Annotated in this window: 18 protein-coding genes and 1 tRNA gene; 2 read left to right on the plus strand and 17 right to left on the minus strand. The window is 69.3% G+C overall.

What is annotated here, in order from left to right:
• Nucleotides 1-7: 7 nt before the first annotated feature.
• The 12 genes from ABD197_RS09265 to rplU form a co-directional block, all read right to left on the minus strand.
• Nucleotides 8-1681, minus strand: a complete 1674-nt coding sequence (locus tag ABD197_RS09265) for an acyl-CoA dehydrogenase family protein (RefSeq protein WP_344053802.1) — start codon at nucleotides 1679-1681, stop codon at nucleotides 8-10.
• Nucleotides 1678-2763 carry a zinc-binding metallopeptidase family protein gene (locus ABD197_RS09270; protein ID WP_344053804.1) on the minus strand — a complete coding sequence of 362 codons (1086 nt, stop codon included), beginning with the start codon at nucleotides 2761-2763 and terminating at the stop codon, nucleotides 1678-1680. Before ABD197_RS09270 ends, ABD197_RS09265 begins: the two co-directional genes overlap by 4 nt.
• Before the next feature lie 239 nt (nucleotides 2764-3002).
• Nucleotides 3003-3075 (minus strand) — tRNA-Ala (locus tag ABD197_RS09275).
• Nucleotides 3076-3138: 63 nt separating this feature from the next.
• A complete protein-coding gene (gene rsfS, locus ABD197_RS09280; RefSeq protein WP_344053806.1) occupies nucleotides 3139-3519 on the minus strand; it encodes a ribosome silencing factor in 381 nt (126 codons plus the stop codon).
• Complete coding sequence (locus tag ABD197_RS09285) at nucleotides 3519-4598, minus strand: hypothetical protein (RefSeq protein ID WP_344053807.1); 1080 nt, start codon at nucleotides 4596-4598, stop codon at nucleotides 3519-3521. Before ABD197_RS09285 ends, rsfS begins: the two co-directional genes overlap by 1 nt.
• A complete protein-coding gene (gene nadD, locus ABD197_RS09290; protein ID WP_344053809.1) occupies nucleotides 4595-5191 on the minus strand; it encodes a nicotinate-nucleotide adenylyltransferase in 597 nt (198 codons plus the stop codon). Before nadD ends, ABD197_RS09285 begins: the two co-directional genes overlap by 4 nt.
• Nucleotides 5192-5200: 9 nt before the next feature.
• On the minus strand, nucleotides 5201-5422 hold the full coding sequence (locus ABD197_RS09295; protein WP_344053810.1) for a hypothetical protein: 222 nt from the start codon (nucleotides 5420-5422) through the stop codon (nucleotides 5201-5203).
• A 52-nt stretch (nucleotides 5423-5474) separates the two neighbouring features.
• The gene (locus ABD197_RS09300; protein ID WP_344053812.1) at nucleotides 5475-6734 is read right to left on the minus strand and encodes a glutamate-5-semialdehyde dehydrogenase; all 1260 of its coding nucleotides are present in this window, start codon (nucleotides 6732-6734) and stop codon (nucleotides 5475-5477) included.
• Entirely contained in the window at nucleotides 6731-7585 is an 855-nt protein-coding gene (proB, locus tag ABD197_RS09305) for a glutamate 5-kinase (RefSeq protein WP_344053814.1), read from the minus strand. Before proB ends, ABD197_RS09300 begins: the two co-directional genes overlap by 4 nt.
• Nucleotides 7582-9102 (minus strand): GTPase ObgE, encoded by a 1521-nt coding sequence (gene obgE, locus ABD197_RS09310; RefSeq protein WP_344053816.1) that lies wholly within the window; start codon nucleotides 9100-9102, stop codon nucleotides 7582-7584. Before obgE ends, proB begins: the two co-directional genes overlap by 4 nt.
• A gap of 105 nt (nucleotides 9103-9207) precedes the next feature.
• Entirely contained in the window at nucleotides 9208-9465 is a 258-nt protein-coding gene (gene rpmA, locus ABD197_RS09315) for a 50S ribosomal protein L27 (RefSeq protein WP_344053818.1), read from the minus strand.
• A gap of 20 nt (nucleotides 9466-9485) precedes the next feature.
• The gene (gene rplU, locus ABD197_RS09320; protein ID WP_344053820.1) at nucleotides 9486-9794 is read right to left on the minus strand and encodes a 50S ribosomal protein L21; all 309 of its coding nucleotides are present in this window, start codon (nucleotides 9792-9794) and stop codon (nucleotides 9486-9488) included.
• Between the two features lie 163 nt (nucleotides 9795-9957).
• On the opposite strand from rplU, the gene ABD197_RS09325 reads away from it, so the two are divergent.
• Nucleotides 9958-10230: a DUF4031 domain-containing protein gene (locus tag ABD197_RS09325; RefSeq protein ID WP_344053823.1), complete on the plus strand. Its 273-nt coding sequence runs from the start codon at nucleotides 9958-9960 to the stop codon at nucleotides 10228-10230.
• Here ABD197_RS09325 and ABD197_RS09330 read toward each other — a convergent pair whose 3' ends face one another.
• Nucleotides 10231-12540 (minus strand): Rne/Rng family ribonuclease, encoded by a 2310-nt coding sequence (locus tag ABD197_RS09330; protein WP_344053825.1) that lies wholly within the window; start codon nucleotides 12538-12540, stop codon nucleotides 10231-10233.
• Between the two features lie 289 nt (nucleotides 12541-12829).
• Here ABD197_RS09330 and ABD197_RS09335 point away from each other — a divergent pair, with 289 nt between their 5' ends.
• Nucleotides 12830-13432 (plus strand): vitamin K epoxide reductase family protein, encoded by a 603-nt coding sequence (locus ABD197_RS09335; RefSeq protein WP_344053827.1) that lies wholly within the window; start codon nucleotides 12830-12832, stop codon nucleotides 13430-13432.
• Between the two features lie 4 nt (nucleotides 13433-13436).
• On the opposite strand, the gene ndk is transcribed toward ABD197_RS09335, so the two are convergent.
• From ndk to ileS, 4 genes are read right to left on the minus strand one after another with little or no spacing between them, the layout of a single operon-like run.
• Nucleotides 13437-13853 carry a nucleoside-diphosphate kinase gene (gene ndk / locus ABD197_RS09340; protein ID WP_344053829.1) on the minus strand — a complete coding sequence of 139 codons (417 nt, stop codon included), beginning with the start codon at nucleotides 13851-13853 and terminating at the stop codon, nucleotides 13437-13439.
• Between the two features lie 3 nt (nucleotides 13854-13856).
• Nucleotides 13857-14279: a DUF4233 domain-containing protein gene (locus ABD197_RS09345; protein WP_344053831.1), complete on the minus strand. Its 423-nt coding sequence runs from the start codon at nucleotides 14277-14279 to the stop codon at nucleotides 13857-13859.
• Complete coding sequence (locus tag ABD197_RS09350; protein ID WP_344053833.1) at nucleotides 14276-15628, minus strand: bifunctional folylpolyglutamate synthase/dihydrofolate synthase; 1353 nt, start codon at nucleotides 15626-15628, stop codon at nucleotides 14276-14278. The genes ABD197_RS09345 and ABD197_RS09350 overlap by 4 nt, the downstream gene beginning before the upstream one ends.
• Complete coding sequence (ileS, locus tag ABD197_RS09355) at nucleotides 15625-19008, minus strand: isoleucine--tRNA ligase (protein ID WP_344053835.1); 3384 nt, start codon at nucleotides 19006-19008, stop codon at nucleotides 15625-15627. Before ileS ends, ABD197_RS09350 begins: the two co-directional genes overlap by 4 nt.
• Nucleotides 19009-19228: the final 220 nt, after the last annotated feature.

A 19228-nucleotide genomic window follows, 5' to 3' on the forward strand; every position in this document is an offset into this window, starting at 1 on the left:
TTCCGGCTCAGTGCCGCGCGAGGATCCCCGCGGCGTCCGTCCCGCGGGGAAGGACGCCGTACTGCCAACCGCGATCCTCGCCGAGCCGCGCGCCGATGAAGGCCTCTGCATCGACGGACGGCGCGTACCGGAGCATGAGCGAGGCCTGCAGGGCGAGTGCGAGTGCTTCGCACATCCGACGGGCGTCGCGCTCGGCGTTGTCGTTCGTCGCACCGGTGACGGCGCGCAGGAGTGATTCGGTGCGGGCGAGGTGGGCGTCCAGAAGCGGGGATGCCCCTGCGGTGATCTGCAGTTCGGCGATCAGCGCGTCACCGGACTCCGGCTCGCGGCCGAGCGCCCGCAGGGCGTCGAGGGCGACGACGTTCCCCGAGCCCTCCCAGATCGAGAGCACCGGCTGCTCGCGGTAGCGGCGCGCGAGCGGGAAGTCCTCGGTGTAGCCGTTGCCGCCGAGGACCTCCATCGCCTCGTAGGCATGGTGCGGCCCGCGCTTGGTCACCCAGTATTTCGCCACGGGCGTCGCAAGGCGCCGGAATGCCGCGTCCTCGTCCGAGGCGTCCGCGTCGAACGCGTCCGCGAGCCTCAGCCCGGTGAGCATGGCGGCCTCGGACTCGAGCGCGAGGTCGGCGAGCACGGCCGTCATCGCGGGCTGATCGACCAGCATCCGCCCGAATGCCGCACGTCCGCGCGCATGCCACACGGCTTCGGCCACGCTCTGGCGCATGCCGGCGGCTGTGCCCAGGACGCAGTCCATCCGCGTGCGCTGCACCATCTCGCTGATGGCTCGCACACCGCGTCCCGGTTCGCCGATGAGGAAGCCGACGGTGCCGTCGAATTCGATCGAGGCCGAGGCATTGGATCGATTGCCGAGCTTGTCCTTCAGATGCTGGATGCGGAAGACGTTGCGCATGCCGCGCGGCAGGAGCCGCGGCACGAAGATGCAGGAGAGGCCCTCATCCACGTTCCCGCGCCGCGTCTGGGTCAGCACGAGGAACGCGTCCGACATGGGCGCGGAGCAGAACCACTTGTGGCCAGTGAGCTGATAGCTGTGTCCGCCCATGAACGTGCCGACCGTCGTGGACGCGCGGACGTCCGATCCACCCTGCTTCTCGGTCATCGCCATGCCGATCAACGCGCTGCGCTTCTCCTCATTGGGCAGCAGACGCGGCTCGTATTCCCGAGACGACATGCGCGGCATCCAGTCGGCGGCGATCGATTCCGACAGAGCGATCGTGGATGCCGCGGCGTGGGTCATCGACACCGGACATGCGTGGCCGGCCTCGCCCTGCGCGAACAGCAGGAACGTCGCGGCGCGCGCGACGGCGGCGCCCGCACGGTCCTCCACGGGGCTGTGGGCGCCGTGCGCGATCGCCTGGCCGAGGATCCGGTGGTAGGCGGGGTCGTAGTCGACCTCGTCCAGGCGGAAGCCCCAGCGATCATGCGGATGCGCGACGGGCGAGTGCGTGTTCGCAAGTGTCGCGTCGCGCTGGAAGTCCGCTGACCCGACCAGCCGACCGACGTCGTGGAGCTCGTCGTGCGCCCAGGATGCGCCGAACGCCGTCACCGCGTCGCAGAGCGGCGTGTTCGCGCCGTACTCGTCGATCTCTGTTCGTACGGGCGGCTGGTTCTCGACGTAGTGCGTCGCCGGTCCGATGACGCGCTGGCCGCGGGCGACGGATGTCATGTCAGCTCCTGGGTCCACGGGGTCGCGAGCGCCTCTTGCTGCTCGGGTGTGAGCGGCGCGCGGGTCACGATGTCGTGCATGAACGCGAGCTTCTCGCGCACGGGCCGGACGATCTCGAACGGGTAGAGGTCACCGAATCCCATCGCCCGGTTGATGCGGTTGAACGCCTGCGACATCCACTCCCAGTCGGTCAGCAGTCGCTGCACCGGTTCGTCCTCGTAGGACTCGCGGGGCACGACGTCGACGTCGCGCATGCTCGTCACTGCGGCGTCGAGGCGGATGCCGATCGCCGCCGCCGTCTGCAGGGTCCCCGTGATGTGCACGTAGTGAGCGAAGGTCTCGGCGAAGTCCTCCCACGGGTGCATCGTGGCGTACTCGGAGATGAACGACTCGTGCCAGTCCTCCGGTGCGCCGTACCGGTAATGCCGGGTGATCGCGTCCTGATAGCTCGCGCGCTCGTCGCCGAAGAGCGCCCGGCAGCGCGCCCACGCCTCGTCGTCGGTGAGCAGCACGTTCTGGAAGTAGTGCCCGACCTCGTGTCGCAAGTGGCCGAGGATCGTGCGGTAGGGCTCGCCCAGGCGCACCCGCATGGCCTCCCGACGGTCGTCGAGGCTTTCGGCGAGATCGATCGTGATGATGCCGTTCGCGTGCCCGATCATGACCGGTCGGCCTTCGGACAGGCTGGAGATGAGGTCGAAGCCGAGGCCGCCCTCCCGCAGATCCCACCCGACGATCGGGAGCCCGAGATCACCGAGCTGCAGCAGCAGGCGGCGTTTGGCCTCTTCGACCTTCGACAGCTTCTCCAGGGCGACGGTGTCGTCGGACGCAGGACGTGTGCGCGTCAATCGGCACGAGAAACATCGGCCGGCCGGTGCGTCCTCTCGTACGAGCCAGTTGCACGACCACTCCCGGTTCGAGCACGTGTACCACGTGCGTCCGTCGATCACGGTCTGATTGCCCCGCAGACCGTGGAACTGCCGCGTGAGCATCGAGTAGCCGAGGTCGGCCCCGCACTCGGGGCACGTGAGCCGGTCGAGGTAGAGGAAGTGGCGACAATGCGGACACCGCGGCTGTGAGGTCACGTCCTCACCGTAGCGCGCGGGTGCGGGGCGGACGCCTCGTTGTGGCCAGACCGGTCCCGTCGTCCCGAACCGGACGCGAGACCACGCCCGGCCGCCAGTCTCTGGAGGTCAGCCCATCGTCGAGTGTCCAGGACACGCCGCAGCGCGTGGCCTGACGACGGCGCGTCGTGGACACTCGACCCGCGGATGAGCCGGGGGCATGCAGAAAGCCCCCGGGTTATCCGGGGGCTTTCGTTCGGTGGACCTGAGGGGACTCGAACCCCTGACCCCCTGCATGCCATGCAGGTGCGCTACCAGCTGCGCCACAGGCCCTCCGCCTCCCTGCGGAGGCAACTTGAATAGATTACTACATCGCCGGAGCTCTCCCGAACCGGGTCAGGACTCGACGTGGGATGCGGCAGGCAACTCGATCGGGACGACCGGGCAGTCCTTCCACAGGCGTTCCAGGCCGTAGTACATGCGCTCCTGCTCGTGGAACACGTGAACGACGAGGTCGCCGAAGTCGAGCAGGACCCAGCGGGCCTCCTGCCGGCCTTCGCGCCGCAGGCGCTTGTAACCGGACTCGACCAGCCGGTCCTCGATCTCATCCGCGATCGCGGCGACATTGCGCTCACTGCGACCGGTCACGAGCAGGAAGATGTCCACGAGCGGCAACGGGTCCGACACGTCCAGCGCGACGAGGTCTTCGCCGCCCTTCGCATCGGCGGCCAGCGCGGCGATGCGCAGCATCTCGCGGCCCTGCTCCGTGGCGACCATCAGAACACCCCCGTCACGAAGGCGAGGATGAGCACGCCCACGAGCGCGAGAGCCAGCACGCCGGCCGTGATGGCGAGGGTGAGCATGAGGCGGCTGCCTTTCTCCGGCGCCGGAGGCGTGATGATGTCCCCGTTGTTCTTCACGGTGCTGATCGCGGCGCTCGCGGCGATCGGGGTCGGCGAGGAGTGCGCCGGGAGCTCGCCGTCGACGAGGACGGCGTCGACCTCCTTGCCGTCGGCCGTGCCGGGGGCGTGCCCGGTTGAGCCGAGTCCTTCCGGAAGATTGAACGAACCCGTGATGAGCACCTCGCCGGTCGCCGTGACCGGAGCAACGAGCGGCGACGACGCAGGGGTGTCGGTGAGGATGAGCGCGCTGCCGGTGCTGACCCCACCCGTCACCGAGCGGGTGATGAGCTGATCGAAGGATGCCGGCACTTCGGTGACCGTGCCCTCCCCCGCCAGCAGCTCTGCGCCGAAGGCGGGGTTGACCACCGCTCGCTCGTGCTCCTCGTCGGATTCGGCGGGATCCGCCTCGGCATCCGCGGCGGTTTCGGCCGCGTCCGCGTGGCCGTCGTCGTCCGCCGCCGGGACCTCGTCGATCGGGTCCGAGTCGGACACCTCGATGTCCGGCGCCTCCTCGATCAGGAATTCCTCGCGGGGCGCCTCATCGATCACCACCTCGGCGGGATCGGAACCAGCGGCCACGGTCTCGCTCGGCACGACCTGCGCCGCGATGACCTCGGGAGTGATCACCGGGACGGATGCCGTGCGGATGCGCTCCTGTTGACGCGCCTGGCGCCGCGTCAACGGCGAGACGCCCAGGTCGACGCTCGAATCCGCGCCGGGGAGGTCGTGCACGGGGACGGGCACCGCGGCGCGAGGGAGCGGGGCCACGGCGTGCGGCGGCGGCGCGGGCGTCTCGGCCTCAGGGGTCGTCTCCGCCCCGGACGGCTCGACGATGGGGTTCTCGCCGGTCAGCTCGGAATCGGTCGGGATGATCGGGTTGGATCCCGTGTTGCGGAGGTCGCGCAACTGCTTGCGGGTGAGGGCTGGTGTTGCCGGCTGCTCGGGTGTGCTCATTCCTTGCTCCGGTAGAGGTGGTGCTTCGCAATGTATTGGACGACCCCGTCGGGAACGAGGTACCACACGGGGTTTCCGCTCTCCACGCGTTCGCGGCAGTCCGTGGAGGAGATGGCCAGTGCGGGGATCTCGAGTTGACTCACGTCGTCGGTCGGCAGACCCGCGGTGCTGAGATCATGGCCGGGCCGGGAGACGGCGACGAAATGCGCGAGGTCCCACAGTTCATCATGGTCCCTCCAACTGAGAATTTGCGCTATCGCGTCCGCGCCGGTGATGAAGAACAGCTCAGCTTCCGGTCGCTCCTTCTTGAGCTCGCGCAAGGTGTCGATCGTGTAGGTGGGACCGGCGCGGTCGATGTCCACGCGGCTCACCGTGAAACGCGGATTGGATGCCGTGGCGATCACGGTCATCAGATAGCGGTGCTCGCTCGGGGAGACATCGCTCTTCTGCCATGGCCGGCCGGTCGGCACGAAGACGACTTCGTCGAGGTCGAAAGACTGCGCGACCTCGCTGGCCGCCACCAGGTGACCGTGGTGGATGGGATCGAAAGTCCCACCCATGACCCCGATCCTCGGGGCGCGCGTCACCGACATGCAGTCGGCCTAGTGGCCGTGCCCCGCTTGCTGCACGTCATTCGCGTGCTTGGCCGCGTACGCCTCGGCCTTGTGCGAGTGCCGGTTGGCGACATTGCGATACGAAAGGGTGACGAGGGCGAGGACGCCGAAGACCGCGATGGCGATGATGCCGAACACGACGGTCTCGAGGGCGACGTTGCCGTGCCCGGATTCTTCGGCGGCGAGGGCGACCAGCGAGGCCAGGGTCATTCGTGCTCCGTTCGGGTCCGCGTGCTCGTGCGACGCGCTCTCAGTTTATCGGTCAGGCCCGGACTTGTCCGGAGCCGCGCGCGAGCCACTTGGTGCTCGTCAGCTCGTTGAGGCCCATCGGCCCGCGGGCGTGCAGCTTCTGGGTCGAGATGCCCACCTCGGCGCCGAAGCCGAACTCGCCGCCGTCCGTGAACCGGGTCGACGTGTTGACCATGACCACCGCCGAATCCACTTCGGCGAGGAACCGCTCAGCGTTGGCGGAGTCCTGCGTGATGATCGATTCGGTGTGCTGCGTGGAGTACCGGCGGATGTGCGCGAGGGCCTCGTCGAGATCGGCCACGACACCGACGGTGATGTCCAGGCTCATGTGCTCGGTCGCCCAGTCCTCCTCGACCGCCGGGACGATCCCGTTCACGAGCCCCGCGACGACGTCGTCGCCGTGGACGGTGACCCCGTGGGCCTGCAGGTCGCCGATGACATCCGGCAGGAGGCGTGCGGCGGCGTCGCGGTGCACGAGTACCGTCTCCACGGCGTTGCAGACGCTCGGCCGCTGCACTTTCGCGTTCACGACGATCTCGCGCGCCCACTCCAGCGGGGCTGATTCGTCGAGCACGATGTGGACCACGCCCGCTCCGGTCTCGATGACGGGCACGGAGGATTCGGTGACGACCGTCTCAATCAGCTGGGCGCTCCCCCGAGGCACGAGGACATCCACCACACCGCGCGCCTGCATGAGCTCGCGGGCGCCGTCGCGGCCGAACTCATCGACGGTCTGGATCGCCTCGGGATCGATGCCTTCGGCCGCCAGCGCACCGCGCATCGCGGCGACGAGGGCCGCGTTCGTCTGCTCGGCCGCCGACCCGCCGCGCAGGACCGCGGCGTTGCCGGAGCGCAGGGCGAGGGCCGCGATGTCGACCGTGACGTTGGGGCGCGCTTCGTAGATCGAGCCGACGACCCCGAAAGGCACACTGATCTTCGTGAGTTCGACCCCGTTGGGCAGCGTGCGCTCGTCGAGCACGCGTCCGACCGGATCCGGCAGCTCCGCGATGTCGCGGACGGCGGCGGCCAGCGCGGCGACCCGCGGTGCGTCCAGGCGGAGCCGGTCCAGGAGCCCCGTCGACAGTCCGCCGGCACGTCCGCGGTCGAGATCGTCGATGTTCGCGGCGACGATCTCGGGCGTGGCCGCCTCGATCGCATCGGCGATCGAACGCAGGGCGTCGCGCTTCGCGTGGTCCGAGAGCAGACCGATCGTGCGAGCCGCGGACTTCGCGAGCAGCATCCGCTCGCGTGCCGTCGTTGCGGTCATGGTCATCGGCCCAGTGTATCGGCGCCCGTACGGGGCACCGGCGCGGTGACGGGTCCAGCCGCGGTCCCGACGGGGTCGGGATGCGGGTCGAACCACGTGCCGATGTCCTCGCCGCGCAAGGCCGCGTCCACGAGGTCGGCGCTCGTGACGAGAACGCCCACACCGGATGCCGTCGCGACGCGTGCCGCGGAGACCTTCGTCGCCGCGCCACCCGTGCCGACGCTGTTGACCACGACCGAGCCGAACGCGTAGCGGCTCAGATCGTCCCCGTGCCGGACGCGGCGGATCGGCTCGGCCCCAGGCTCGTCCGGCGGACGCGTGTACAGGCACTCGATGTCGCTCAGCAGCACCAGGGCGTCCGCGCCGATGAGCTGCGCGACGAGAGCTGCCAGCCGGTCGTTGTCGCCGAAGCGGATCTCGTGCGTGGCGACGGTGTCGTTCTCGTTGACGATCGGGAGGATGCGCAGACCGAGCAGTCGCTCCATCGCCCGCCGCGCATTCGAGCGCGGCGTCGCGTTCTCCAGATCACCGGCGGTGAGGAGCACTTGGCCGGCGACGATCGCGAACGGTCGCAGCGCCTCCTGGTAACGGTAGATCAGGACGTTCTGACCGACGGCCGCCGCGGCCTGCTGCGTGGCCAGATCGCTCGGCCGCTCCGCGAGGCGGAGGTACGGCATCCCCGTGGCGATCGCGCCGGAGGAGACCAGCACCACCTCGGTGCCGCGACCGTGCGCCGCGGCGAGGGCCTCGACCAGCGGCTGGATCTTGCCGGCGTTCTCGCCGCTGATCGAGCTCGAGCCGACCTTGACGACGATGCGACGCGCCGCCGGGATGTCCGCGCGCGAGGAGATGGTCACTCGACCCCCTCGTCGCCCGTGCCGATCTGCCCGTTCTTCGCCGCGATGCGCTCGGCCTCGAGCTCCGCGCGGGCCTCCGCCTTGGCGTCCATGCTCGCGTAGTACTTCTCGCGGCGCTGCGACGTGGTGCGTCGCGGGTTCATGTCCAGGCGCGGGTCGGTACCACGCGGCGCGGTCATGAGCTCGGCGACCGAGCCGAGCGACGGCTGCCAGTCGAAGACGACGCCGTCCCCTTCGCCGATCACGACGGTCGAGCCGGGCTGCGCGCCCGCCTTGAACAGCTCGTCCTCGACGCCGAGCTTCTCGAGCCGGTCCGCGAGGTAGCCGACGGCCTCCTCGTTCTGGAAGTCGGTCTGCTGCACCCAGCGGACGGGCTTGACGCCCAGCACGCGGTAGATGTCGCCGTACGTGCCGCCTTCCACCCGGATCGTGAACTCGCGCTCGGCGCCCTGCGGGCGGATGACGATGCGCTCCACGGGAGGCTTGCTCGCCTCGACGGCCCGGTGCTCGGCGACGATCTGACCCAGCGCGAAGGTGAGCGGACGGAGCCCCTCGTGGCTGACCGTCGAGATCTCGAAGACGCGGAATCCGCGCGCTTCCAGATCCGGTCGCACGAGCTCGGCGAGGTCCTTTGCCTCGGGGACATCGATCTTGTTGAGCACGACGATCTGCGGGCGCTCCAACAGCGGGCGCTGCCCCTCGGGGACGGGGTAGGCGCCGAGCTCGGCGAGGATCACCTCGAGGTCGCTGATCGGATCACGGCCGGGTTCGAGGGTGGCGCAATCCAGGACGTGCACGAGCGCGGTGCAGCGCTCGACGTGCCGGAGGAACTCGAGACCGAGCCCCTTGCCCTCGCTCGCGCCCTCGATGAGGCCGGGGACATCGGCGACCGTGTAGCGCACGTCGCCGGCCTGCACGACGCCGAGGTTCGGATGCAGAGTGGTGAACGGGTAGTCGGCGATCTTCGGTCGAGCGGCCGAAATCGCCGCGATCAGGCTCGACTTGCCCGCAGACGGGTACCCGACCAGGGCGACGTCGGCGACGGTCTTCAGCTCGAGCAGGACATCGCCCTGCCACCCCGGCGTGCCGAGGAGCGCGAACCCGGGCGCTTTGCGCTTGGGGGTGGCGAGGGTCGCATTGCCGAGGCCGCCGATGCCTCCGGGCGCCGCGACGAAGCGCATCCCCGGCTCGATCATGTCGACGAGCGTCTCGCCGGTGACGTCCTTCACCACGGTGCCCACGGGCACGGGGAGCTCGAGCGTCTCGCCGAGAGCTCCCGACCGGTGATCGCCCATGCCGAAGCCGCCGTTGCCCGCGGAACGATGCGGCGAGTGGTGATACGACAGCAGCGTCGTCACCTGCGGGTCGGCCACGAGCACGATGTCGCCGCCGTGGCCGCCGTTGCCGCCGTCCGGACCTGCCAGGGGCTTGAACTTCTCGCGCTTGACCGACACGCAGCCGTTGCCGCCCTTGCCGGCGGACAGGTGCAGCGTGACGCGGTCGACGAAGGTGACCATGCGCTCCCCCTCAGATCAGTCGTGCCGCACAGCGACAGCGGGTGTGAATGCGTGGAGGGGGCGAGCCGAAGCCCGCCCCCTCCACGAGAAACTGCGTGCGGCGGATTACTCCGCCGGGACGACGATGTTGACGACCTTGCGGCCGCCCTTCGCGCCGAACTGCACGGCGCCCGCCTCGAGGGCGAACAGCGTGTCGTCGCCGCCGCGGCCGACGTTCGCGCCGGGGTGGAAGTGCGTGCCGCGCTGGCGGACGATGATCTCGCCGGCGAGGACCTGCTGGCCGCCGAAGCGCTTCACGCCGAGGCGCTGTGCGTTGGAGTCACGACCGTTGCGGGTGGAGCTTGCGCCCTTTTTGTGTGCCATGTCTTCAGCCTCTTCCGTGCTTACTTGATGCCGGTGACCTTGACGCGCGTGAGGTCCTGACGGTGCCCCTGGCGCTTCTTGTAGCCGGTCTTGTTCTTGAACTTCTGGATGACGATCTTGGGGCCGCGCTCCTCGCCGAGGACCTCGGCCGTGACGGTCACCTTCGCGAGCTTGTCGGCGTCGGTCGTGACGGCGTCGCCGTCGACCAGCAGCACCGCGGGGAGCTGGATCTTGTCGCCGATCTTCGCGGCCTGACGATCCAGGACCACGATCGTGCCGACCTGGACCTTCTCCTGCCGACCACCGGCGCGCACAACTGCGTAGACCACTTCATACCTGTTTCTTCGGGGAGCGCGCGGCTCCGGGTGCCTGAGGAAAGACTCGGTGCGGAGCAGAAATGTCGTCAACGCACCAAAGGAATACATTACCGGATCGGGCGGAGAAGGGCAAAAGCGCGGCAGGTCGCGGCGCGGCCCTGCGTAGGATCGGGGCGTGGCGATCCTGATCGACGATGCGCGCTGGCCGGCACACGGCCGGTTGTGGGCGCACCTTGTGAGCGACACGAGCCTGGAGGAGCTCCACGCGTTCGCCGCGGCGAACGGCATCCCTCGCCGCGGCTTCGACCGCGACCACTACGACGTGCCCGATGAGGCGCACGGGCGTCTGATCGCCGCCGGCGCCCGTCACGTGGACGGGCGCACCCTCGTCCGCTCGCTCATCGCTTCAGGATTGCGGGTGACGGCGCGCGAGCGTCGTGCCGGCTGATCACTCCTCCGCGGGCGTGTGCGAGACCGGTGTTCCGGTCAGCGCCGCCGTCGTGACGCGTCGGCGTGATCGGCCCTGTCCGGGCGCCTTCGGCTCGGGAAGGGCACTCAGGACGGAGTCCAGCAGCGCATCCTTCTCGGTCCGCGGGGTCTTGGCTGCCGCATCCGCCCGCTTCTTGCGCTGCTTCTTCGGACGCTCCACCGGAGCCTCCTCGACCACGGGTGCCGCGACGGGGGCCAACTCTTCCTCGTGATGCGAGTGGATCGTGGATGCCGCGATCTGGGCGAGCGCGGACTTCACGCCCTCCGTGATCACATGCGTGCCGCCGGTGCTGCCGTTTCCGTTCGCCGCGGGCGTGCGGGGGCGACGTCCCGGAGGCTGCCCGTTGCCGATCGGCGCCCGGTGCTTGACGACGGGATCGTGGTGAACGATCACCCCGCGACCGGCGCAGACCTCGCACGCTTCGCTGAAGGTCTCCAGCAGGCCGAGTCCGAGCTTCTTGCGCGTCATCTGGACCAGACCCAGCGAAGTGACCTCGGCCACCTGATGCTTCGTCCGGTCGCGGCTCAGGCACTCCACGAGGCGCCGGAGGACCAGGTCGCGGTTGGATTCGAGCACCATGTCGATGAAGTCCACGACGATGATGCCGCCGATGTCCCGCAGCCGCAGCTGACGGACGATCTCTTCGGCGGCTTCGAGGTTGTTCTTCGTGACGGTCTCTTCGAGGTTTCCGCCCGAGCCGACGAACTTGCCGGTGTTCACGTCGACGACCGTCATCGCCTCCGTTCGGTCGATCACGAGGGATCCGCCCGAGGGCAGCCACACCTTGCGGTCGAGCGCCTTCTCGATCTGCTCGGTCACCCGGAACTCGTCGAACGGGTCGGCTTCGCTGTCGTAGACGCTCACGCGGTCCAGGAGATCGGGGGCGACGCTCTGAAGGTAGGCCGTGATCGTCTGGTGCGCGTCCTCGCCCTGGATGAGCATCTTCGTGAAGTCCTCGTTGAAGACGTCGCGGACGATCTTGACGAGGAGATCGGGCTCCGAGTGCAGAAGCGCCGGGGCCTGGATCGACTCCACCTGGCGGCTGATGTGCTCCCACTGGCTCGTGAGACGCTGCACGTCCAGTGTCAGCTGATCCTCGGTCGCGCCCTCGGCGGCCGTGCGCACGATCACGCCGGAGGATTCCGGGAGGACTTCCTTCAGGATCTTCTTCAGGCGCGCGCGCTCGGTGTCGGGGAGCTTGCGGGAGATCCCGTTCATGGCGCCGCCCGGTACGTACACGAGGTAGCGACCCGGGAGCGAGATCTGGCTGGTCAGACGGGCGCCCTTATGCCCGACGGGGTCCTTCGTGACCTGGACGAGCACACGGTCGCCGCTCTTGAGGGCCAGCTCGATACGACGCGGCTGGTTGCCGGTCTCGACAGCGTCCCAGTCGACCTCGCCCGAGTACAGCACCGCGTTGCGGCCGCGGCCGATGTCGACGAAGGCCGCCTCCATGCTCGGGAGAACATTCTGGACGCGACCGAGGTACACGTTGCCGATGAGTGACGCGTCCTGGTTGCGGGCGACGTAGTGCTCGACGAGGACGTTGTCCTCGAGGACCGCGATCTGGATGCGTCCGTTCTTCGAGCGCACGATCATCTCGCGGTCGACGGCCTCACGGCGTGCGAGGAACTCGGCCTCGGTGACGACGGCCCGGCGGCGGCCGGCCTCACGCCCGTCCCGGCGGCGCTGCTTCTTCGCCTCGAGACGGGTGGAGCCCTTGATGCGCTGCGGCTCGGTGATGAGTTCGACGGTGCGCTGACGCGGCGCAGGCGGTGCCTCCGCGGAGCCGGCGGAATCGCCGCCCTCTCCCCCGCGCCGGCGGCTGCGCCGGCGCGCGCTCGTGGACGACGGACCCTCGGCCTGCACGTCCGGCTCGGCGGGGAGCGGCGGGAGCGGCGGCGGCGCGTGGAAGAACAGCTGCGTGGAGACGGCCGACACGAAGACCGGCGGAAGCAGGCCGAGCTCCACGGCGGACTTGGGTCCGCTCGGCTCGACGACGGCCGGCTCGGCGGGTGCCGTGGGGGCCACCGCGAGCGGCTCCTCGCCGTTTGCCGCGTCCTCGGCGGACGCGCCGTCGGCGGGCGCGCCTTCGGCCGTGGGCGATTCGGCGGGCGCGGGCGATTCTTCGGCCGCGGGCGCGTCCTCAGCGGGGGGTGCGTCTGTGGTGTCGGTTACCGGCGCCTCGGCGTCGGTCGGTCCCACAGGCGCTGAGGCGCCGTCTGCGTCTGTCGGGGGCTGGAGGTGTGCATCGGTCTCATCGGCCATCACTGGCTTACTCCCTGCGAACGACACCGCGCGTCGTCCGGCGAAATCTCGTGCGGTGCCGCACCTGCGGTGCCGCGAACTCACTCGGTCTGCAGCCGGCCCGTGGCTCATGCTGCGATGGGCGTTCATCGCCCGAAGTCTTCTGGGTGACACCTCTGCGGCGCGGCCGCGAAGCGTCGGAGATCATTATCGCACTTTCACCGGCCGAATGCGCGGCCGGTCACCGCGGATGTTTTCGACGGCGCGCTCACGCGGCGTGTGCTCAGCGCGCGATGTCATAATCCGAACCATGACGCAGTCCGTGAGCCGCACCCGTCCGACGGCACTGGCGGTGTGGTTCATCATCGCCGGCGCGATCGGCTGGTGGGCCGCGTTCTCGCTCACGATGGAGCGCCTGCACCTGCTGTCCGACCCCGACGCGATCCTGGGCTGCAACTTCAGCCCGCTCGTCCAATGCGGGAAGAACCTGACCTCGTGGCAGGGCGCCCTGTTCGGCTTTCCCAATCCGATCCTCGGGCTGACCGGCTGGGTCGCGCCGATCGTGGTCGGAGCGGCGATCCTCGCCGGTGCGCGATTCGCGCGCTGGTTCTGGCTGCTGTTCCTCGCCGGGGTCACCCTGGCGTTCGTCTTCGTGATCTGGCTCATCAGCCAGAGCGTCTTCGTGCTCGGCACGCTCTGCCCGTGGTGCATGGTGACCTGGGTGGTCACGATCCCGACGTTCTACGCCGTGCTCCTGCACGTGCTGCGCACCGGCATCCTCCCCGCGCCACGCCGCGTCCGTGGCGGCGCGGATCGCCTGACGAGCTGGATTCCGCTGCTGGCCGTCGTCAGCTACGCGATCATCGCGATCATCGCCCAGCTGCGGCTGGACGTGCTCGGCTCGCTGTTCTGAGGTTTCAGTCGAACCAGATCGCGAGTTCGCGCGCCGCCGACTCCGGGCTGTCCGACCCGTGCACGAGGTTCTGCTGGACCTTCAGGCCCCAGTCGCGCCCGAAATCGCCGCGGATCGTGCCGGGCGCGGCCGTGGTGGGGTCGGTGGTCCCCGCCAGCGAGCGGAAGCCCTCGATCACGCGATTGCCGGCGAGGCGGATCGCGACCGAGGGGCCCGACATCATGAACTCGAGCAGGGGCTCGTAGAACGGCTTGCCTTCGTGCTCGGCGTAGTGCTGCTCGAGCGTGTCGCGGTCGGGTTCGACCAGTCGCAGATCGACGAGGGAGTACCCCTTCGCCTCGATGCGCGCGAGGATCGCGCCGGTCAGGCCGCGCGCGACGCCGTCGGGCTTGACGAGGACGAGTGTCTCTTCGGTGGCCATGTGTCAGTCTCCGTTCGGGGAATCGGCTTCGGCGGCCAGTCGCGCGTTGCGCGCGTCCAGCGAAGCCCCTTTGATCGTCGCATACGCCCACATCCCCCCGAAAATGAGGGCGACGAGGAACAGCGAGGGCACGAGGAAACCACCGAGCGCGACGACCGCCTGGAGCAGCCAGCCGAGGACGATAGCCCAGCGGTGCCGCAGCATGCCTGCCGTGAGGATCATCACGACGGCGAGCACGGTGCCGGCGACGATCCCCCACCAGGACGGGATTCCGGTCGGCAGCGCGCCGAGTCCGAAGATCACGAGTCCCCCGAGGAAGACGATGACCGACTCGAAAGCGAGCACGATGGATCCGAGCGACTCCGCGGCGCCGCGGGCGCGCCGCGGTCGAGCGGCACGGCCGGGCTCTTCGGGCGCCGTGGTCATTCGCCCCACCCCGCCTTCCACCCGTCAGCCTCCGCGAGACCGATCGCCTCGCCGGCGAGGATCACCGACCCCGTGATCACGACGGCACGGCGATCGGATGCCGCCGCCCACTCCCGGGCGGCCTCGGCGGCGCCCACGAGGTCGTCGTGCACCGTCACGGGCAGTTCGAGCGCTTCGGCGAGGTCGGCGATCGTATCGGCGTCGTTCGCCCGCTCCGAGTCCGGCGCCGTGGCGAAGACGTGGGAGGCCAGCGGCGCGAGCTCCCGGAGGATGCCCTCGGCGTCCTTGTCGGAAAGGACGCCGAGCACGATGCCCCACTCGTCGAAGTCGAACGAGGACCTCAGCGCCGCTGCGAGCGCCCGCGCGCCGTGCGGGTTGTGGGCGGCATCCACGATGACGGTGGGGCTGATCCCGAGGAGCTGGAGACGGCCGGGGGACGTCGCCTGCGCGAGGCCTTCCGCGAGGATGTCGCCGCTGATCTGCTGGGCGCCTCCCCCGATGAGCGACTCCACGGCCGCGATCGCCAGTGCGGCGTTCTGCGCCTGGTGCTCTCCGAACAGCGGCAGGTACTCGTCCGCGTACGCCCCGGCGATGCCCTGCACCGAGATCTGCTGGCCGCCGACGGCAAGTCGAGCCTCGGTGAGCGCGAAGTCCTCGCCCTCGAACGCGATGGTCGCGCCGCGCGCGGCTGCGGTCTGGCGCAGGACAGAAGCTGCCTCGGGATGCTGCGCAGCGGAGACCACGGCGGCGCCGTCTTTGATGATCCCCGCCTTGACACCCGCGATCTCGCGGATCGTCGATCCGAGTCGGTCGGCGTGATCGAGGTCGACGGGGGCGAACACGGCCACGTCTCCATCAGCGGTGTTCGTCGAGTCCCATGCGCCGCCCATGCCGACTTCGAGCACCAGCACGTCGATCGGCGCGTCGGCGAACACGACGAACGCGAGCACGGTCAGAAGCTCGAAGAATGTCAGCGGTGCGTCTCCCGCGGCGGCCAGTTCGGCATCCACGATGTCGACGAACGGGGCGATCTCGTCCCACGCTTCGGCGACGGCGGCATCCGGAGCCGGCTCGCCGTCGATCATGATGCGCTCCGTGAAGCGCTCGAGGTGCGGACTCGTGAACAGCCCGGTGCGGAGGCCGTGTGCCCGCACGAGGCTCTCGATGATGCGACTCGTCGAGGTCTTGCCGTTCGTGCCGGTGACGTGGATCACGCGATACGTGCGCTGCGGGTCGTCGAGGAGCTCGAGTACGCGACGTGTCCGCTGCACACGGGGCTGCACCCACTGCTCGCCTTGCCGCTTCAGGAGGGCGGCGTAGACCGCGTCCGCGCGGGCCCGTTCGCTCATCGCTGCTCCCCCGCCCTGCCGACCATGACCCGGAAGGCGCCGGCGTTCGCGTACGTGCCGGCGGCGATCCGCTCGGTGTGCTCGCGCTCCCCCACGGCGGACCATTCCTCATGCAGCGTCTCAAGCTCCTCACCGGGACCGGCCAGGTAGATGCCGGAGGCGACGGCGAGAGTCTCCCCCGCGACGTCGGCCGTCGCGAACGCGGCCGCGACGGCCTCCGCGTCAGCCCGCTCGTCGAACACGATCTCGAGCCGGATGCGGTCGCTGACATCGAAGCCGGCGGCCTTCCGCGTGTCCTGCACGGCGCGGATGACATCGCGCGCGAGACCTTCCGCTTCCAACTCCGGAGTGGTCGTCGTGTCCAGCAGGGCGAAGCCCCCGCTGGGCAGGACCGCCAGGGCCTCCCCCTCGGGCCGGCCGGTCGTCTCGAGCACCAGTTCGTACTCGCCCGGTTCGAGGGCGATCGATCCGGCGGTCACGGCGCCGCCGGTCTCCGACCAGTCCCCCGCCTTGGCCGCCTGGATCGCCTGCTGCACCTGCTTGCCCAGGCGGGGTCCTGCCGCCCGCGCGTTCACGGAGAGCCGGTGGGAGATTCCGAAGGAGGCGGCGGTGTCCGCGGCGAGCTCGACGAGCTCGACCGACTTGACGTTGAGCTCGTCGCGCAGGATGTCTTCGAACTGGGCGAGATCCGCCGCGTGCGCAACCACGACGGTGAGCCGGGCCAGCGGGAGCCTCACGCGCTTGCCTTCGCGCTTGCGCAGCGCATTGGCCGTCGACGACACCTCCCGGACGGCATCCATCGCCGAGCGGATGTCATCGGCGGCGGGGAAGGCATCCGCGTCCGGCCAGTCCTGAAGGTGGACGCTCCGTCCGCCCGTCAGGCCCTGCCAGACGCGCTCGGACACGAGCGGGATGAGCGGTGCGGCCACCCGGGTGAGCGTCTCGAGCACCGTGTAGAGCGTGTCGAACGCATCACGACTGCGGGGGTCTTCGCTCACCCCGACCCAGAACCGGTCGCGCGAGCGTCGGATGAACCAGTTGGTCAGCGCCTCGCCGAAATCACGCAGCTTCGCCGCCGCGGAGGTCGAATCCAGACCCTCCAGATCGGCGCCGACACCGCGCACCAGGTCGCCGGTGAGCGCGAGGATGTAGCGGTCCAGGACGTCCGGGCTGTCCGTTCGCCACACCGCGTCGTAGCCGACGCCGCCCTGTCCGCCGGCGGCGTTCGCGTACGTCGAGAAGAAGTACCACGCGTTCCACAGCGGAAGCAGGAACTCGCGCACCCCCTGCCGGATGCCTTCCTCGGTGACGACGAGGTTGCCGCCGCGCAGGACCGAGCTGCCCATGAGGAACCAGCGCATCGCGTCGGAGCCGTCCCGGTCGAACACTTCCGAGACGTCGGGGTAGTTGCGCAGCGATTTGGACATCTTCTGCCCGTCGTTGCCGAGCACGATGCCGTGACAGCTCACACCCGTGAATGCCGGCCGATCGAACAGCGCCGTCGACAGCACGTGCATCACATAGAACCAGCCGCGTGTCTGCCCGATGTACTCGACGATGAAATCCGCCGGCGAGTGCTCGTCGAACCACTCGTGGTTCTCGAACGGGTAGTGCACCTGCGCATACGGCATCGAGGCCGAGTCGAACCACACGTCCAGGACGTCCTCGATGCGGCGCATCGTGCTGCGCCCCGTGGGATCGTCCGGGTTCGGCCGTGTCAGGTCGTCGATGTACGGACGATGCAGGTCGACCTCGCCCTCGGCGTTGCGCGGCAGCCGGCCGAAATCACGTTCGAGCTCTTCGAGCGAACCGTACGCGTCGACGCGCGGGTACTCGGGATCGTCGCTCTTCCACACCGGGATCGGCGAGCCCCAGTATCGGTTGCGACTGATCGACCAGTCGCGTGCGCCCTCGAGCCACTTGCCGAACTGACCGTGCTTGACGTTCTCGGGGACCCAGGTGATCTGCTCGTTGTTCTCCAGCAGGCGGTCCTTGATGTCGGTGACCCGGATGAACCAGCTCGAGACCGCCTTGTAGATCAGGGGGTTCCGGCACCGCCAGCAGTGCGGGTAGGAGTGCTCGTAGCTCGCCAGGCGCAGGAGTCGACCGTCCTGCCGGAGGATGCGGATGAGCGGCGTGTTCGCGTCCATCCACAGCTCACCGGCGACGTCCGTCACGGTCGGCAGGAATCGCCCGCCGTCGTCGAGGCTCAGGATCGTGGGGATCCCGGCCGCTTCGGCGACGCGCTGGTCGTCCTCGCCGTAGGCCGGCGCCTGGTGCACGATGCCGGTGCCGTCGCTCGTGGTCACGTAGTCGTCGACGAGGATCCGCCAGGCGTTCTCGGTGCCCCACGTCTCGGCATCCGCGTAGTAGTCGAACAAGCGGTCGTAGTGCACGTCGGCGAGGTCCGCGCCCATGTGCACGGTCTCGATCGCCGCGACGGCGTCCGCAGCTGTCGCATAGCCGAGGTCCTTCGCGTAGTTCGTCAGCAGATCCTCGGCGAGCAGGTAGCGGTGCGATTCGGCCTCGACGGATTCGTCGCTGCGGCCGTCCGGTCCGTGGTGCACGTCGGCGGCGCCACCGGGTCCGCCCGGCAGGACGACGTAACGGATGCCGGGCCCCACGGCCAGCGCGAGGTTCGTGGGCAGCGTCCACGGCGTCGTCGTCCACGCGAGTGCGCGGATACCCGTGAGGCCCAGGGCCTCGGCCTTCAGGCCCACGAGGGGGAAGGTCACGGTGACGGACGGATCCTGGCGCATCTTGTACACGTCGTCGTCCATGCGCAGCTCGTGGCTGGACAGCGGCGTCTGGTCGCGCCAGCAGTACGGCAGCACGCGATATCCCTCGTAGGCGAGCCCCTTGTCGAACAGGGTCTTGAACGCCCAGAGCACGCTCTCCATGTACGACGTGTCCAGCGTCTTGTAGCCGCGTTCGAAGTCGACCCAGCGGGCCTGGCGGGTGACGTACTCCTCCCACTCGCGCGTGTAGGCGAGCACGGATTCACGGGCCTTGCCGTTGAAGGTCGCGACCCCCATGCGCTCGATCTCGTCCTTCTCGGTGATGCCGAGCTGCTTCATCGCCTCGAGCTCAGCCGGAAGGCCGTGCGTGTCCCAGCCGAACACACGGTCGACGCGCTTGCCGCGCATCGTCTGGAAGCGCGGGAACAGGTCCTTCGCGTAACCGGTGAGCAGGTGCCCGTAGTGCGGCAGACCGTTCGCGAACGGAGGTCCGTCGTAGAAGACCCATTCCTCTTCCCCGGACCGGTTCTCGATCGAGGCGCGGAAGGTGTCATCGGCGCGCCAGAAGTCGATGATCTCGCGCTCGATCGCGGGGAATCGCGGGCTCGGGGGGACGTCGGGGCCGCTCTTGGGGTAGGTCATCTCGCTCCAGCAGGTCGCAGTGCTTCCGTGCTGGGACGACCCCTCCTGACGGAGAAACCGCGGTACCACCCCGCGTTGCCCTTCCGACGTCGTCGGACGGACCCCTTTCACAGCGGCTGTGACGGGCCTGCCCCGTCCGGTTCTAGTGGGGGCTCGCGCCCTGTTCTTCCGGAAGCTCCCCGGTGATGCCGGATCGATGCTGGTGATCCGATTCTACCCG

Origin of the sequence: Microbacterium lacus, from assembly GCF_039531105.1 — a bacterium.
GTDB lineage: Bacteria > Actinomycetota > Actinomycetes > Actinomycetales > Microbacteriaceae > Microbacterium > Microbacterium lacus.